This window comes from Clostridium sp. UBA3061, assembly GCF_002367465.1.
Classification (GTDB): domain Bacteria; phylum Bacillota; class Clostridia; order Clostridiales; family Clostridiaceae; genus Clostridium_J; species Clostridium_J sulfidigenes.
The window spans coordinates 112,687-129,603 of sequence record NZ_DFCF01000014.1; the positions used below are offsets into that span (position 1 = coordinate 112,687).

The following is a 16,917-nucleotide window of genomic DNA, read 5'->3' on the forward strand; positions in this document are numbered from 1 at the left end:
CTGTAATAAGGTTAATATTTCAATATTATCAAATGATTATTTTAAAATTGAATAGATGATTTTGCAATAATTAAAAATGTTTAACTAATTATGAAGTTTACTAGCTATTATTTCTTTAACCACAGTAGGAAGCTTTTCTTGTTCTTCTTTAGATAAATTTTTAGTTTCAATAGGAGGATGAATAAATAACTCTACATTAGCAGCCTTAATTCTATTGTTATTAGCTTCCATAAGTTTATAGGAACCATTTATAGTTATAGGTACAATAGGTGCATTAGATTTAGTTGCTAGTTTAAAGCTACCAGCTTTAAATTCACCTAGAGGACCACCCTTACTTCTAGTACCTTCTGGGAATATAACTAGTGAATGACCAGCTTTAATTATTTTTACCCCTTCAATTATAGCAGTAGCAGATTTTCTAAGATTACTTCTATCCATAAATACACAGTGAATATATTGCATCCAGGTTCTAACTATAGGTATTTTTAAAGTTTCAACTTTAGCAATAAAACCTTTTGGTTTATTAATATAACTCATTAATAGTGGAATATCAAAATTTCCTTGATGATTACTAATAAACACTACGGGAATATTAGATGGAATATTATCTTCACCATAAACAGATACTGTTGCTCCGCTATATTTAAGCTGCGACATAGCCCACTTTGAGGTTACTTTATGTATATAAGCTTCCATTTCTTCAGTTTTTCCGTGTTTCTCTAAAGAATTAACTTTATACATTGGTCCAATTTTGGTCAAAAGACTAATGGCAAAATGACCAAACCAAATAATTGTTTTAAACATAATAAATCCTCCATTATAATAACGTATATTAGTAATTATAGTACAGAGTGTTAATTTAATAAAGAATAAAAAACCTCATATTAAGGTAATTGTAAAGTTTTAGTTTATTATTTAGTAAAAGTTTAAACAATTTATATGAAGAAAGTGGTATAATCCAATATAAGATAATATAGAAAGGGTGATATCTATGACTTTAAAAGATATAGACATAAAAAATAAATTTAAAAATCTTGAATTAGAGCAATTAGAAAAACATAATGAAAAATTATCTTCAGCATTAGTTGCTGGTGTAGTTATTGCTGCTATTGGAATTGGATACAAGGTAACTAGAACTATTATGAAGGTAAAAGGTAAAAGGTAAAAAATAGTGTAACTTAGTGTCTATAAAATTTAAATTTAAAGCTTATAGGAAGTGAATTAAATGTATGAGATATTAAAGGAGATGGAAAAAGAATTAATAGATTTAGAATCTATTAATTTAAAGGATTTGAAAGAGGAAAATACAGCAATAATAGTTGTTGATATGGTTAGGGGTTTTTATGATGTAGGACCTTTGGCGTCTTCTAGGGTGAAGAATATAATAAGCCCTTTAGTGAAGCTAAATGATAAAACTACAGGTTATAAAAAAATATTCTTTATAGATTGTCATGAAGAAAACTCTAGTGAGTTTAATGCATATCCACCTCACTGTATAGCTAATACAGTAGAATCACAGTTAATAGAAGAACTAAAGGTCTATACAAAGAATAATAGAATTATAAAGAAGAATAGCACTAATGGATTTCATGCTAAAGAATTTCAACAATGGCTTAAAGAAAATTCTAGCATCAATAACTTTATAGTTACAGGTGTTTGCACAGATATATGTGTAGAAACCTTAGCCATATCCTTAAAAACCTATTTCAATGAATTTAATGAAGAAAAAAGTATAATAGTTCCTATGAACTTAGTAGAAACTTATGATTTAGGAATACATAATGGAGATTTGATGAATTTAATAAGTCTATACAAGATGAAAATAAATGGTATAAATATAGTTAAGTATATAGAATAATAAAAATGAGTGGACAATTCCACTCATTTTTACTTACAAATAAGTATCAAACCATTGAAGAGCTTCAGAAACTATAGCCTCTGTTATATAATGGTTTAGTCTGTCGTAGGTTTTCATATATACTAAATCTTTATTTTGGTAGTGATCTTTTATTGCATTAAAGAAAGCAATCTCACTTTTAATTGGCACTAAAGCATCCTTATCCCCGTGAAGTAAAAGAAGAGGAGTATTATTAAAATTATTAATATTATTTATAGGGCTATATGAAGATAGTTCATTTAAGCTTTTATCTATATAATCCTTATTATCTTTATACTGATCCCCAATTATTTCTAAAGTCGCTTCGACCCAAGCCCCAGAGCTATTCATAATTACTCCAGCCTTAATGCATTTATTATGAGCAATGATACCAGAAGTAATCATTCCTCCCATGGAATGACCAGATACTCCAATTCTATGTTCATCTATATTGTAGTTAGATTTAATATAATCAAGAATAAAACTGAATTCCTTTACAGAGGATAACACCGTTGGCCAAAACTTAGTTAATCCACTTTCACCTTGCCAATAATCTATGGTTCCACGCTCACCATGATTTATTGAATCAGGTATAACCACCATATATCCATTGCAAGCTAAGAAACTCCCTAGGTTTTTATGAACATCCTTATTAGAACTCCAGCCATGATAAAAGAATATTACAGGAAGTTTTTCAGTAAAATTTTTAGGATATATTATTAGAGTAGATATATTTTCAATATATACTTTTTTAAAATTGATTAAATTATTAATCCACATTGTCTTACCTCCTTTAAGATTCCCCAATTATATTATACATAAATTATTATAATTTTAAAAGATAATTACCATTACTATTGAATAGGCTAATATTAAAAATTAAAGAAAACAGACCATATTGAATTGATAAAATATGATCTGCTTTTCTTTAAAATAAATATAACTAAATATTAGAAATTATTTTAGAATATGAAGTGAGCAATAATTGAAATTATAGGAAGAGTTATTAAAGTTCTTTCTATAAATATTATGAACAATTCTTTTATATTAACAGGTATTTTAGAACCTAGCAATAAAGCTCCAACTTCGGAAAGATATATAAGCTGGGTTATAGATGTTGCAGCTATAATAAATCTTGTCATATCATTTTGAATTCCACCTGACATTATAGATGGTAATAGCATGTCTGCGAATCCAGCTACTAATGTGCTAGAAGCTGTTGCAGCTTCTGGAATTTGAAGAAGTTTTAAAATTGGTATAAAGGGTAAACCAAGAATTTGAAATAATGGTGTATATTCTGCTAACATTAGTGCTATAGTTCCTACAGCCATAACTACAGGGATTACTCCAAACCACATATCTACAACATTTAATGTTCCTTTAGTAAATACATCTTTTTTTAAGGAGGAAGATTTAGCTTTATCTATAGCTTTTTCTAACCCAAATTTAAAAGGCGTATACCCTTCAAGAAGAAGGTCTTCCATAGATTTATTTGTATTATTATAGTATATATCCTTTTTTCTTGATAGTGGAGGTAATTTAGGCACTAATATTGCAGCTACTAAACCAGCAAAGGTAACTGATAGATAGAAGGGTAAAAACATATGACTAAGCCCAACGGTATCAATTACAACTATGCTAAAAGTTATTGAAACTAAAGAGAAGGTTGTACCAATTACACAGGCCTCTCTTTCAGTATAATACCCATCAACATATTGTTTGCTTGTTAAAAGAACACCAATAGTACCATCTCCAAGCCAAGAAGCAATACAATCTATTGCAGCTGAGCCAGGAAGATTAAAAATTGGTCTCATTATTTTTACTAGGAGGGAGCCTGCAAATTCTAAAAGTCCGAAATTAAGAAGAAGAGGTAGAAATAATCCAGCAAATAAAAATACTGAAAAGAGTATAGGAAGTAAATCAGATAAAATCATTCCTCCTGTATTTTTTGACCAAATTACTTTAGGACCTATTTGAAACATTGTACATATTATGAATATTCCACCTAAGACTCTGATAATAAACCAAATATTATTTACATTGAAAAGAGAATTTAAAAAATTATTTTTAACAATAAACTTAGGCTTTAATGCTTTAGTTACTATAGTAAAAAATGCGGTTACAACTATTATTGCTGTTATTATGTATGGAAGTGATTGGCCAAGAGCTTCTTGAACATAGGTTGATAAGGTTGCAACAGGTATAACTACTTCTTCTCCTTTGGTAATTGGAATCATAAATAAGAAGATACCTAAAGAAGAGAATATAAGAAATTTAATTACAGCTAATATATATGAATAATCTTTATTATTTGCTGAAATAGACACTTTATTGCTTTTGCTTTCCATTTATATACACCCTTTCTATAACGAATTTATGTATAATTATACATAGGCTTTCCCTATAATGCAACATAATTATACATAAATATTATATTTAACTTTAAAAAAATATAATATTTTTGAAGAAAATGTAAAAATATATAAACATTTGTACTATGACATTTGATTGATAATACGTTAAGTTTAAACTGAACTTACAAAGAGAGTTATATGAAAAGTTATTTACTAATTTATTTTTAGTTATAGGAATTAATAATTATTAATGAGTTAACTGCATAAAAATAATAAGTGTAAGTAATAATTATACTTATTATTACTACTTACACTTATCTAAAGTTAAATACTTAGTTAGGGTTATATTGAAAGGTAGCACATAAGGTTTCTTCACTAGTAGATGAGGTATAACCAGAAATATCAATAGAGTTTGCAGTGCATTTGAGTTTTTTATTATAAATACATTGTTCTGCCTTACAATTTACATTAGAATAAGGGGTATTTATACTTATAGAGTTTGTTAATGCACTTGATTTGTTTATAAAGTTTTCACAATTTGTACCATCAGGTTGATAGGTATTGGAACCCCCAATGGTTATCTGATTTAAATTACAGTAGTTGGAATTATTATGTATACAGTTGTGAACTGAACATTGAAGTAAAACCATTTTATCTCCTCCGAAAATAATTTTACTTTAGTATACCTAATTATTCTATTTTTTATACAAAATCATAAACTTCTTAAAATCTTCCTCACTAAGAAACATATCTCCAATGCTACCGTGTTTAGTATCATCCTTAGAAATTCCATGAAAATCAGAACCACAAGTTATTATCATATCCCTTGATTTAGCTAAGGATATAAATTCATCGGTTTCTCTTTTAAAGTTTTGATAATACAGTGCCTCAATACCATGAAAATCATAATTTAATATATTTTTAATAGGTGTTTTTTTAATAAGTTTAGGATGTGCTAGAATTACAATGCAATTATACTTTTTAAGAAGTTCAATTCCTTCTGGTATGGATATATGTTTATTAGGAACATAGGCAGGGCTATCATTTCCTATAAATTTGTCAAAAATATGTTGAAAATCAAAGGGGTATCCAGCATTTACTATGGCTTGTGCTATGTGAGGTCTAGCTATAACACCATTACCAATTTTTAAAACATCATCTACATTTATTTTAATGTTAAAGTATTTATCTAGATTTTTAACTATAGATGAGGCTCTAGTTTCCCTGTTTCTCTTTAAATTATTAAGAAATTTAATTAAGGTTTCATCTTTATAATCATTTCCTTTAAAATATCCTAAGATATGTATGCTTTCTCCATTGTGATTACAGCTTAACTCTATTCCAGGAATAAAATTAAGGGAAATTTCATTAGCTTTATTTAAAGCTTCGCTAATACCTTCAGTGGTATCGTGATCTGTTATAGATAAAAGTTCAACATTTTTATTTTTAGCCATTTCAACTACTTGAGAAGGGGAGAACCTCCCATCAGATGCAGTTGTATGACAGTGAAACTCTGCTATAATATTCATAAATATCTCCTTCCTTTGTATAGTAAATAGATATAATAATATAGATTTATTATATCTTAAGTGTAGTATTATTTATACTATATAAGTTGAAAGAAAATTCTATAGATATTACTCTATTACATCATAAAAATAATTGTCATAATTGAAATAAAGTTATATAATAAAGTCACAATGAAAAATACTTAATAAATTTAAAGGAGATAAAAATGAAAGGTGAAACAAGAAAAAGAATTGCAACATTAGATAATAGAATAAATACTACAAAGCTTGTAAAATTATATATCCTACATTATTTAATATATGAAAATAATGAGGAATATGGATTGGAAATAGTGAATTATATAAATAAAAACTTTACTAAAGTTTCTAATGGGTTGGTGTATCCACTTCTTAGAGATTTGGAGGAAAATTTATATCTTACAGCTAAATGGGAAGATTTTGATAGAAAAAATAAACGTTTATACAAAATTACCGATGAAGGTATAGAACACTATAAAAAAATAAAGGTAGATTATTTTCATGCCATAGGATATAATATTTCTATTTATAATAATGTTTTAAATCAAATTTATAAGAAACAATAGACAAGTTTTATAGCATTATTCAAAGATGGCTCATTCCTATTATTAATCACATATGTAATATTAAAGAATATTATATATGAAGAGATTAATTAATGGGAGGATTTTAATTATGTATAAGATAACCTTAGACCCTGGACATGGTGGAAGCGATCCAGGAGGCGTTTATGGTGATCTAATAGAAAAAGACATTACACTAACTATAGCTATAGAATGTGAGAAAGAGCTACTTAGACATGGAATAAAAGTTCAAATGACAAGAGATGCTGATAAATATCTAGGACTTTCTCAAAGAACTACTATGGCAAATAATAATATGTCAGATTATTTTATTTCTATCCATTGTAATGTAGGTGGAGGAGATAGAGGTGAAATAATTTATTCTATATATAATGGTAAAGGGTTGGAGCTTACAAAAAAAATTTGTAATGAAATTATGAATATTGGTCAGAATCAAGTTAAAATTTATAATCGAATGAATAAAAGTGGAAGAGATTATTTTCCTTTAATAAGAGACACTATTATGGATGCAATTATTATCAAGTGTGCTTTTATAGATAATGAAGAAGATAATAAGATAATTAGTACTATTGAAAATCAAAAGAAATTTGGAAAAGCTATAGCGAAAGGTATTCTTTCTCAACTAGATATTGAGTGTACTGACATGGATTAATTTAATAATATTTATTTTGATAGTTTCAAAAATATATATATTAAACGAGCAATTATAAATGAAGAAAATATTAGACCCATTAGTAGATTAATTCTAATGGGTCTAATATTATTTTATACTTTTTATATAAATACTAAGTATATCCTCATAGGTTAATGGATAGGGATGATTTTTAAGTTTTGCTTTATTGGAATTCATGTAAGAAGTATAATTTTTTAATTCATCAAGGGTTATTTTCAAATCCTTTGAAAATAATTCATCTATAAAGTTTCCAAACTCATCTACATTTGAGAAGTTCAATAAATATATGATTTTATCCACTTTATCCTTAGAATTATTTGCGTATATTTTAAGATATTCTTTTAAAAGAATTCCATTAGCCTTACCATGAGGTACATTATGATAATAAGTTAATGAATATCCCATTCCATGAGGAATAGATGTGCCGCTTTGTGAAATTACCATACCAGCAATAGAGGATGCTATTAATAAATTTTCACGTATTTTAAAGGGAATATTTTCTGAAGATATATATGAAATACATTCACTAAATATCTTTAAACCACTTTCTGCAAGAGCATTGCTAAAGCAGTTAGAATTAGTAGATAAATACCCTTCTATTAAATGTGAAAGTGCATCTATAGAAGTATTTATTGTTACATTTTTAGGTGTATCCATCAAGTAAGTAGCATCTAAAAAAGATACTACAGGAAAAATTTTAGGGCAAATACCTCTTTTATTTTTAATGTTATGATCTGTTAATATAGAGTAAGGTGTAGTTTCGGTTCCAGTTCCAGCAGTGGTAGGAACTGCAACGATTGGAAGAGAATTAAGAGCGGAATTTGTAAATAAATCTTCAATAGTGGCTTGTGAATTAAAAAGAAGAACTCCGGCAGCTTTAGATGCATCTATAGGTGAACCTCCACCTATTCCAATAATAAAATCGATACCTTTATCTTGGGCGAATAATTTTATTTTAATAATTGTTTCTGTAGATGGATTTTCTTCTACATCATCAAATATATGATAATCTATATTGTTTTCTTTTAAGGAATTTACCACATGGTTTAAAGAACCATTAGTTTTAGAAGAATGTTTACCAGTTACTATTAAAGCAGTACTTCCTAAAGAATTCATTATACTACCGTGATTTGCTATTGCGTTTTCTTCACATATAATCTTTGTTGGCATAAAAAATATTGGATTACTCAAAATTTTATTCCTCCTTAAAGTTAATTGTAATATTAAAATTTTATCTTATATTTTAATATAGCATCTATTACAAGTTTTCTCAATTCATTAGAAGGATAACTTTATTATAAACTTTTATCTGTAAGATCTATTATTATTGAATATTTAAATTAATTTTGAAAATAATAGTTAATAGGGAGGTGAGCTTTATGGCTAAGAATAAGCAAAACAAACCTAAGAAGTCTTCCAATAAGGTGAATGGTGAACTAACTTCTATGAATGACAAATCAAATGACAGTAGAAATTCTAAAACAGGATATATGGAACAGCAACCTAATTCTCACTTAAATCAATTTAAATAAGTCTAGGTTATACTTAAACCGGTAACACTACAAAATATTAATATGTAGAGTTATCGGTTTATTGTTTAGTTGGATTGATTTTTTTGTTAATAAAAATTATAATTCTTTTTATTAGAGTTATGAAGGGAAGTTTAAGATGGAAGAGAGATTACAAAAATATATGGCTAGATGTGGTGTTGCTTCTAGAAGAAAATGTGAAGAAATAATATTATCTAACAGAGTTAAAGTTGATGGGATTATAGTAAAGGAATTAGGAACAAAAATTGACTCTAGAGTTAATGAAGTTAGAGTAGATGACAAAGTAATAAAACCAGAAGAAAAAAAGATATATATAGCACTTAATAAGCCTACAGGATATATATCATCTGTAAAGGATGATAGAGGTAGAAAAACTTTATTGGATATTGTAAAAGTAGATGAAAGGATATATCCTATTGGAAGGTTGGATTATGATACTTCTGGATTAATTCTTCTAACTAATGATGGTGAAGTTTATAACAATGTAATGCACCCAAGAGTTTCTATTAATAAAACTTATATAGCTATAGTAAAAGGAATAATCAATGATGATGAAATACATAAATTTGAAAAAGGAATTGATATTGGGGATTATATTACTGCACCAGGAAGATGTGAAGTGTTAAAAAAATATAAAAATAGTTGTGAAGTTGCTATAACTATCCATGAGGGGAAAAATAGGCAAGTGAGAAGAATGTGTGAAGCAATTGGACATCCAGTTGTAAGTTTGAAGAGAGTTTCAATTGGTGAAATAAAATTAGATACAGGGTTAAAAGAAGGTCAATGGAGATACCTAAGTGAAATAGAAATACAATACCTAAAGAATGGAGGAGATAAAAATGTTTAAATACTTAGGAAATATAACAGATCTATCTCACTATATAATTGAAAATTTTGTGGTGGATAAAAATATAGCGGTAGATGAGACTCTTGGGAATGGTGGAGATTGTGATTTTCTAAGTGAGAGCTTTAAAAAAGTTTATGCATTTGATATTCAATCAGTAGCAATAGAAGAATATAAGAAAAAGAACAAAGATAATGTAAAACTCATTTGTGATTCTCATGAAAATATAGAAAAACATATAACTGAAGAAATAGATGTAGCCATATATAATTTAGGTTTTCTACCCGGTGGTGACAAATCAATAACTACGGAGGCTGAATCTACACTAAAAAGTATTAAAGAAACTTTAAAAATATTAAAAAATGGAGGTTTTGCCATTGTATCAGTATACATTGGTCATAATGAAGGTCTTCGTGAAAGTGAACAGATACTAAAATATGCAAGTTCTCTACCAAAAAATAAGTATGGAGTAATGATTCATAAAGTTATAAATAGGAGTGAAAGGGCTCCATATTTATTAGTCATTGAAAAGAAGTGATTGCTCTAAAACAGTGATTTTACAATACTTAATACAGAAACTTAAACTATGTTATAAGTTTATAATTATCTCTTATATAGGAAAAAATTCATAAAATTAATAATCATAGAAGTTTTATGTTGAAGGATAATCCATACTGTGTTAATATGAAGTATATAATTCATTTTTCAGTAAAATGAATTATATACTTTATAATCTTTTAAAAGGAGTTAAGTGATGGAGAATAATAATACTGATTTAATGAGAATGATACAAACTAAGTTTTCAAGGTTAAGTAAAGGGCAGAAGCTCATAGCTGAATATATTTTAAAGCATTATGATAAAGCAGCATTTATGACTGCTGCGAAGCTAGGAGCAAGCGTTGGTGTAAGTGAATCAACAGTAGTTAGATTTGCTAACCAATTAGGTTATGAAGGATATCCTGAACTCCAGAAGGCGCTACAAGAACTTATAAAAAACAAACTTACCACAGCTCAAAGAATAGAATTATCTAATGATTTTATTATTCCTAATAACGCTTTAAAAGGAGTATTAAAATCAGATATAGAAAATATTAGAGCAACAATGGAAAAAATAAATTATGAGGCTTTCGAAAGTACAGTTAATAGTATTTTAAACTCTAAGAAAATTTATATTGTAGGATTAAGAAGTTCTGCTGCATTGGCAGACTTTTTAGGATTTTATTTAAATTTAATATTAGACAATGTAAAAATCGTATCTTACGGGATGAGTGATATTTTTGAACAGATGCTAACATTAGGTGAAGGAGACTGTGTCATTGGTATAGGTTTCCCACGTTATGCTATGAGAACTGTTGAAACCCTTAATTATGCAAAGTCAAGGGGAGCTGATGTTGTTGCAATTACAGATAGCGTTTTATCTCCGTTAGCAACTAAAGCTGATTATGTACTAATAGCTGAAAGTAATATGGCTTCCTTTGTTGATTCTTTAGTGGCACCACTAAGTGTTATTAATGCTCTTATTATAGCTGTAGGATTAAAGGAAAAGGACAAAATATCTAAAACCTTCACAGAACTTGAGAAAGTATGGCAAGAATATCAAATTTATTCCTACAAAACAAATAAAGATATTAACAAGTTTTAATTTTTATGTCTAAATTTTTATAAAATTATGTTGATTTATATACAAAAGTATTCTATTATGTAAATAAAGGCATGTAATCGTTTTTAGTATTTGCAATAAATCTGTTAAAATGTTTTTAAAAAAGAAGGAAAAAAAGCAAATACATAGAATATATATTACATGTAAAGATTTACTTCAGTGTGTTATCATACAAAAAGTAAATTATATAAATAATTTTGTTTAAATTTTAGGAGGTATTGATACTATGGATACTAAAGCTTATATTGAGCAAGTATTAGAAAACGTGAAAAAAAGAAACAGCGCTGAACCAGAATTTATACAAGCTGTTGAAGAGGTTTTAAACTCTATAGGGCCTGTACTTGATAAGCACCCAGAATATGTAGAGTCTAACTTATTAGAAAGATTCTGTGAGCCTGAAAGACAAATAATGTTTAAAGTATCTTGGAAAGATGACAATGGTAAAACTCAAGTAAATAGAGGATTTAGAGTACAATTTAATGGAGCTATAGGACCTTACAAAGGTGGATTAAGATTCCATCCATCTGTTTACTTAGGAATTATCAAGTTCCTAGGATTTGAACAAATTCTTAAAAATGCATTAACTGGACTTCCAATAGGTGGAGGTAAAGGTGGTTCAGACTTTGATCCAAGAGGCAAGTCTGATGCTGAAATCATGAGATTCTGTCAAGCGTTTATGACTGAATTACAAAGACACATCGGACCAGATGTGGACGTTCCAGCTGGAGATATCGGTGTAGGTGGAAGAGAAATCGGATACTTATATGGTCAATATAGAAGAATTAGAGGAGCTTTCGAAAATGGAGTTTTAACTGGAAAAGGTTTAACTTATGGTGGAAGCTTAGTAAGACCAGAAGCAACAGGATTTGGAGTTACTTATTTCTGTGAAGAAATGCTTAAACATGAAGGAACTGACTTCAAAGGAAAAACAGTTGCAGTTTCAGGTTTCGGTAACGTTGCTTGGGGAGCATGCCAAAAAGTTGCTGATTTAGGTGGTAAAGTTGTTACTTTATCTGGACCAGATGGTTATATCTATGATAAAGATGGAATAACTACTCCAGAGAAAATTAATTACTTAGTTGAAATGAGAAATTCAGGTAGAGATAAAGTTCAAGATTATGCTGATAAATTTGGATGCGAATTCTTCCCAGGACAAAAACCTTGGGGTGTTAAAGTTGACATCATAATGCCTTGCGCAACTCAAAACGATATTCATATAGAACATGCAAAACAAATCGTTGCTAATGGCATTAAATTTGTATGTGAAGCTGCAAATATGCCATGTACAAACGAAGCAGTTGAATACTTCTTAGCTAATGGATTAATAGTTGGACCTGCTAAAGCTGCTAATGCTGGTGGAGTTGCCACTTCTGCATTAGAAATGGCACAAAACAGTATGAGAATATCTTGGACAGCTGAAGAGGTGGATCAAAAACTTCATCAAATAATGGTAACAATTCATAAAAATGCTATGGATGCAGCTGAACAATGTGGATTTGGATACAACTTAGTTGCTGGTGCTAACATTGCTGGATTTATGAAAGTTGCTGAAGCAATGCATGCTCAAGGAGATATTTAATATTAAATTAAAATAGTTTTAATATTAAAGGAGGGAATTTTTAAATTCTCTCCTTTTTCATGTGATATGACAAGGATTTTAGTTTTAAATGTAATTTATTATAATTAAACTCTACTAATAAACGTAGAATAAAATTTTAGTTAACAAAATAAATTCATTGAATAATTAGGAATTTTATATTAAATTATAATATAGGAATATATTTAAAATAAAACAGAAGAGATGGTGATTTTTTGGCACAAGTAGTAGTTGTAGGTGGAGGTCCAGCTGGAATGATGGCTGCAATAGCAGCAAGTAAAAACAATAAGGTTATATTAATAGAAAAGAATAATAAACTTGGCAAAAAACTGTTTATTACTGGGAAAGGTAGATGTAATGTAACTAATAATAAGGATATTAGTGAGTTTTTTGATTATATTCCAACTAATCCTCATTTTCTATATAGTGCTCTTTATACATTTACCAATGAGGATACTATTAAGTTTTTTAATGAAAGAGGAGTTGAACTTAAAGTAGAGAGAGGGGATAGAGTTTTTCCTAATTCAGATAAATCTTCAGATATTATAAAAGCCTTTGAAAAAACTTTAATGGAGAAAAATATTGAAATTAAACTTGGAATTGCTGTAAAAGAATTAAAAGTTGAAAATAATAAGATTACTTCAGTAATCCTTGATAATGATGATTATATAGAATGTGATAATGTAATCTTAGCTACTGGCGGGGCTTCATATCCTCAAACTGGATCTAATGGTGATGGGTTTAGATTTTGCAAAAGTTTGGGTCATAATGTAGTGTCTATAAAACCGTCCTTAGTACCAATTGAAATTAATGAAGCTTGGGTAAAAGACCTTCAAGGTTTATCACTAAGAAATGTACAACTTACATTATTAGATAAGAACAATAAAATTATTTTTAAAGATCAAGGTGAAATGTTATTTACTCACTTTGGAATTTCTGGTCCATTATGTCTTAGTGCAAGCAGTTTAATAAAACCAGGTGAAAAGTATAAGATTGTATTAAATCTTAAGCCTGCACTTAGCGAAAAAGAGTTAGATTTAAGAATACAAAAGGATTTTTTAAAGTATAATAATAAGGACTTTAAGAATGCATTAAATGATTTATTTCCACAAAAATTAATTCCTATTATGATTAATTTAAGTAAAATACCAGAAAATCAAAAGGTAAATAGTATTACAAAAGAACAACGTAAGTTTTTTCTAAATCTTATTTCAAATCTTACAATGGATGTAAGAGGATTAAGGTCTATAGAAGAAGCAATAGTTACATCTGGAGGCATTGATACAAAAGAAATTGATCCGTCTACAATGAAATCCAAGGTGGTTTCTAACCTAAGTTTTGCTGGAGAAGTAATAGATGTAGATGCTTATACGGGAGGCTATAATGTACAGATTGCTATTTCTACAGGTTTTATAGCAGGAAGTAAGATATAAATATACAAGTAAAGTTATTATTGAGAAATTTATAGTTTAAAAACATCTATTTAAATTATAGATTGATAGTAACTATATAACTGAGGAGTGAAACTATGAAAATATCAATAGCTATTGATGGTCCTGCTGGAGCAGGAAAAAGTACTATAGCTAAATTAATAGGAGAAAAATATAACTTAATGTACATAAATACTGGATCTATGTACAGAGCAGTTACTTTATTTGCAATGAGAAAGGGTGTTGAACCTAATCAAGTAGGTGATTTATGTGAACTTATAGATACTTTGAAGATGTATTTTGATAATGATAACCTATTTGTTAATGATATAGATGTGACTGATGAGTTAAGGAGTATTGAAGTTACTAATAATGTGTCGAGATATGCATCTATACTAGAGGTTAGACAAAAGCTAGTTGAAATGCAGCAAGAAATAGCTAAAAATTACAATGTAATCATGGATGGTAGGGATATAGGCACAGTAGTACTTAAAAATGCATCCTTAAAAATATTCTTGACAGCTAGGGCAGAAGAAAGAGCTAAACGTAGGTATGATGAGCTTATAGCCAAGAATGTAAAAGTAGATTATAATAATATATTAGAAGATATAAAAAAAAGAGATTACATTGATTCAAATAGAGAAGTAGATCCTTTAAGAAAAGCTGAAGATGCAATAGAGATTGATACTTCTACTATGGGTATAAATGAAGTAGTAGATGCCATATCTAAGTACATATCATATATAAATGTAGATAAATAGTCATGTGTAATATAAAATAATTTGTTTTATAGTAAATGGTATTAGAGGTGAGGATAATATGTCTGAAGTAACTCTTGCAAATAAAGCAGGTTTTTGTTTTGGAGTAAAAAGAGCAGTTGAAGAGACTATAAGATTGAGAGAAAAATATAATAAGGATATATACACATTAGGGCCATTAATCCATAATAATGATGTTGTGAAAAGCTTAGAGGAAAAAGGTATTCATTCTATAACTCTAGAAGAAGCATATAATCTTAAAAAAAATGATGTTGTAGTAATAAGATCTCATGGTGTTGGCAAAAATGTATTTGACCATTTAAGAAAGAATAATGTTATAATAGAAAATGGGACTTGTCCATATGTGAGAAATATACAACAAAAAGTTGAGGAGTATTATAACAAAGGATATAATATAATTATTGTTGGTGATGATAAGCATCCAGAGGTCATAGGGATTAATGGGTGGTGTAATGATACAGCTATTATATCTAAGGATGGAGAAAACATAGATGCAATTAAGAGCAAGGTATGTGTAGTTTCCCAAACTACAGAAAAGCAAAGTAATTGGGAAAAGGTTTTGAACAGGATAATATCATTAGCTAAAGAAATAGTAGCTTTTAACACTATATGTAATGCCACAGAAGAAAGACAGGAATCAGCGAATAAACTTTCTAAAGAGGTTGATTTAATGATAGTTTTAGGCGGATATAATAGTTCAAATACTACAAAGCTTTATGAAATTTGCAAAAAAAATTGTGAAAATACTTATCATGTAGAAAAAGTAGATTCTTCACTTTTAAATATGATAGGGAATGAAAATATAAATAAAATTGGAATTACTGCTGGGGCGTCAACTCCAGAGTACGTAATTGAGGAGGCTATTAGTAAAATGAAAAAACAAAACGATATAAGTCAAGAGGATATGGACCTTTATGATAAATATTTTAAGGATACTAGCAACATATCTGTAGGAAGTATTTTAGAAGGTGAAGTATTTAAAGTAAATGAAAAAGAAGCATATTTAACTATAGGTACAAAAACTGAGGCTATAGTAACAGCAGAGGAATACTCTAGAGACAATGAAACTCCTTTAAATCAACAAATTAAAGTAGGAGATGTTATTAAAGCAAAAGTAATAAACAGAAAAAATTCTGATGGATTAGTTGTATTATCAAGAACTGAGGTTTTAAGAGCTGAACAACAACAAGTGTTAAAGGCTGCTTTTGATAATGGAGAGATAATAAATGTTCAAGTTAAACAAGAAGTAAAAGGTGGACTTGTAGCTTTATTTGAAGGAGAAAGAGTATTTATACCAGCATCTCATATAGAATTAAGTAGAGTTAGTGATTTGTCTAAGTATATAGGACAAAATTTTGATATAAAACTTATAGAGTATTCTAGAGAAAGAAATAGAGTTAAAATAGTTGGTTCAAGAAGAGAACTTTTAGAGAAGGAGAATGAAGTTAAAAAGGCTACTACATGGGCTTCTTTAGAAAAGGGAATGGTAGTTGAAGGTGAAGTTAAAAGATTAACTGCTTTTGGAGCTTTTGTAGAAATTAATGGTATAGATGGTTTATTACACAGTTCAGAAATGTCTTGGAATAAAGTTAATAACCCATCAAAATTATTTAAAGTTGGTCAGATTATTAAAGTTGGTGTTTTAGAAGTTGATAGAGAAAATAACAAATTAGCTCTAAGTGTTAAAATGTTAAGTGAAAATCCATGGAATAATATTAATGAAAAATATCCAACAGGAAATGTTGTTGCTGGAAAAGTAGTAAGATTTGCACCATTTGGAGCATTTGTTGAATTAGAAGAAGGTATAGATGGGTTAGTCCACATATCTCAAATTTCTAATGAGAGAGTTGAAAAAATTGAAGATGTTTTAAAAATTGGAGAGATCGTAAAAGCTGTTATAACTCAAGTAGATGCTGAAGGAAAGAAAATTGGACTTAGCATTAAAGATTTAGAAGCATAAAAATTTTTAGAAGATACACTATACTGGTGTATCTTCTATTTTAAATTAAAATAAATATACTAA

The 16,917-nt window shown here is 28.4% G+C and carries 18 protein-coding genes; 12 read left to right on the plus strand and 6 right to left on the minus strand.

Going from position 1 to position 16,917, the window contains the following annotated elements; genetic code table 11:
* Positions 1-84: 84 nt before the first annotated feature.
* Positions 85-804: a lysophospholipid acyltransferase family protein gene (locus B2P65_RS12780; protein WP_346848079.1), complete on the minus strand. Its 720-nt coding sequence runs from the start codon at positions 802-804 to the stop codon at positions 85-87.
* Between the two features lie 187 nt (positions 805-991).
* On the opposite strand from B2P65_RS12780, the gene B2P65_RS12785 reads away from it, so the two are divergent.
* Both B2P65_RS12785 and B2P65_RS12790 read left to right on the plus strand, forming a co-directional pair.
* Complete coding sequence (locus B2P65_RS12785; RefSeq protein ID WP_346880256.1) at positions 992-1,165, plus strand: hypothetical protein; 174 nt, start codon at positions 992-994, stop codon at positions 1,163-1,165.
* A 60-nt stretch (positions 1,166-1,225) separates the two neighbouring features.
* On the plus strand, positions 1,226-1,858 hold the full coding sequence (locus B2P65_RS12790) for an isochorismatase family cysteine hydrolase (protein ID WP_346848080.1): 633 nt from the start codon (positions 1,226-1,228) through the stop codon (positions 1,856-1,858).
* Positions 1,859-1,891: 33 nt separating this feature from the next.
* Here B2P65_RS12790 and B2P65_RS12795 read toward each other — a convergent pair whose 3' ends face one another.
* From B2P65_RS12795 to B2P65_RS12810, 4 genes are all read right to left on the minus strand, one after another.
* Complete coding sequence (locus B2P65_RS12795) at positions 1,892-2,656, minus strand: alpha/beta hydrolase family protein (RefSeq protein ID WP_346880257.1); 765 nt, start codon at positions 2,654-2,656, stop codon at positions 1,892-1,894.
* Between the two features lie 182 nt (positions 2,657-2,838).
* Positions 2,839-4,203 (minus strand): YjiH family protein, encoded by a 1,365-nt coding sequence (locus B2P65_RS12800; protein ID WP_414632450.1) that lies wholly within the window; start codon positions 4,201-4,203, stop codon positions 2,839-2,841.
* A gap of 359 nt (positions 4,204-4,562) precedes the next feature.
* Positions 4,563-4,880 carry a DUF1540 domain-containing protein gene (locus B2P65_RS12805; RefSeq protein WP_035132960.1) on the minus strand — a complete coding sequence of 106 codons (318 nt, stop codon included), beginning with the start codon at positions 4,878-4,880 and terminating at the stop codon, positions 4,563-4,565.
* A 45-nt stretch (positions 4,881-4,925) separates the two neighbouring features.
* Positions 4,926-5,759, minus strand: coding sequence for a PHP domain-containing protein (locus tag B2P65_RS12810; protein ID WP_346848084.1), 834 nt, complete (start codon positions 5,757-5,759; stop codon positions 4,926-4,928).
* A gap of 206 nt (positions 5,760-5,965) precedes the next feature.
* Here B2P65_RS12810 and B2P65_RS12815 point away from each other — a divergent pair, with 206 nt between their 5' ends.
* Together B2P65_RS12815 and B2P65_RS12820 are read left to right on the plus strand one after the other, a co-directional pair.
* Positions 5,966-6,343 (plus strand): PadR family transcriptional regulator, encoded by a 378-nt coding sequence (locus tag B2P65_RS12815; protein ID WP_346880259.1) that lies wholly within the window; start codon positions 5,966-5,968, stop codon positions 6,341-6,343.
* Between the two features lie 109 nt (positions 6,344-6,452).
* Positions 6,453-7,013: an N-acetylmuramoyl-L-alanine amidase gene (locus B2P65_RS12820; RefSeq protein ID WP_346848086.1), complete on the plus strand. Its 561-nt coding sequence runs from the start codon at positions 6,453-6,455 to the stop codon at positions 7,011-7,013.
* 108 nt (positions 7,014-7,121) lie between these two features.
* Here the strand turns inward: B2P65_RS12820 and B2P65_RS12825 are convergent, their stop codons facing one another.
* Positions 7,122-8,225, minus strand: a complete 1,104-nt coding sequence (locus B2P65_RS12825) for an iron-containing alcohol dehydrogenase family protein (protein ID WP_346848087.1) — start codon at positions 8,223-8,225, stop codon at positions 7,122-7,124.
* Positions 8,226-8,413: 188 nt separating this feature from the next.
* Here B2P65_RS12825 and B2P65_RS12830 point away from each other — a divergent pair, with 188 nt between their 5' ends.
* The 8 genes from B2P65_RS12830 (at position 8,414) to B2P65_RS12865 (ending at position 16,854) form a co-directional block, all read left to right on the plus strand.
* Positions 8,414-8,566 (plus strand): hypothetical protein, encoded by a 153-nt coding sequence (locus B2P65_RS12830; RefSeq protein ID WP_156964331.1) that lies wholly within the window; start codon positions 8,414-8,416, stop codon positions 8,564-8,566.
* A gap of 136 nt (positions 8,567-8,702) precedes the next feature.
* Positions 8,703-9,431, plus strand: coding sequence for a pseudouridine synthase (locus B2P65_RS12835; protein ID WP_346848088.1), 729 nt, complete (start codon positions 8,703-8,705; stop codon positions 9,429-9,431).
* On the plus strand, positions 9,424-9,966 hold the full coding sequence (locus B2P65_RS12840; protein ID WP_346876177.1) for a class I SAM-dependent methyltransferase: 543 nt from the start codon (positions 9,424-9,426) through the stop codon (positions 9,964-9,966). Before B2P65_RS12835 ends, B2P65_RS12840 begins: the two co-directional genes overlap by 8 nt.
* Positions 9,967-10,182: 216 nt before the next feature.
* Complete coding sequence (locus B2P65_RS12845) at positions 10,183-11,070, plus strand: MurR/RpiR family transcriptional regulator (RefSeq protein WP_346880260.1); 888 nt, start codon at positions 10,183-10,185, stop codon at positions 11,068-11,070.
* A gap of 244 nt (positions 11,071-11,314) precedes the next feature.
* Positions 11,315-12,667, plus strand: coding sequence for an NADP-specific glutamate dehydrogenase (gdhA, locus tag B2P65_RS12850; protein ID WP_207656739.1), 1,353 nt, complete (start codon positions 11,315-11,317; stop codon positions 12,665-12,667).
* 233 nt (positions 12,668-12,900) lie between these two features.
* Positions 12,901-14,118, plus strand: a complete 1,218-nt coding sequence (locus B2P65_RS12855; RefSeq protein ID WP_346876179.1) for an NAD(P)/FAD-dependent oxidoreductase — start codon at positions 12,901-12,903, stop codon at positions 14,116-14,118.
* Positions 14,119-14,213: 95 nt separating this feature from the next.
* Positions 14,214-14,876, plus strand: coding sequence for a (d)CMP kinase (gene cmk, locus B2P65_RS12860; RefSeq protein ID WP_346848091.1), 663 nt, complete (start codon positions 14,214-14,216; stop codon positions 14,874-14,876).
* 58 nt (positions 14,877-14,934) lie between these two features.
* Positions 14,935-16,854 (plus strand): bifunctional 4-hydroxy-3-methylbut-2-enyl diphosphate reductase/30S ribosomal protein S1, encoded by a 1,920-nt coding sequence (locus B2P65_RS12865; RefSeq protein WP_150844231.1) that lies wholly within the window; start codon positions 14,935-14,937, stop codon positions 16,852-16,854.
* Positions 16,855-16,917 lie beyond the last annotated feature (63 nt).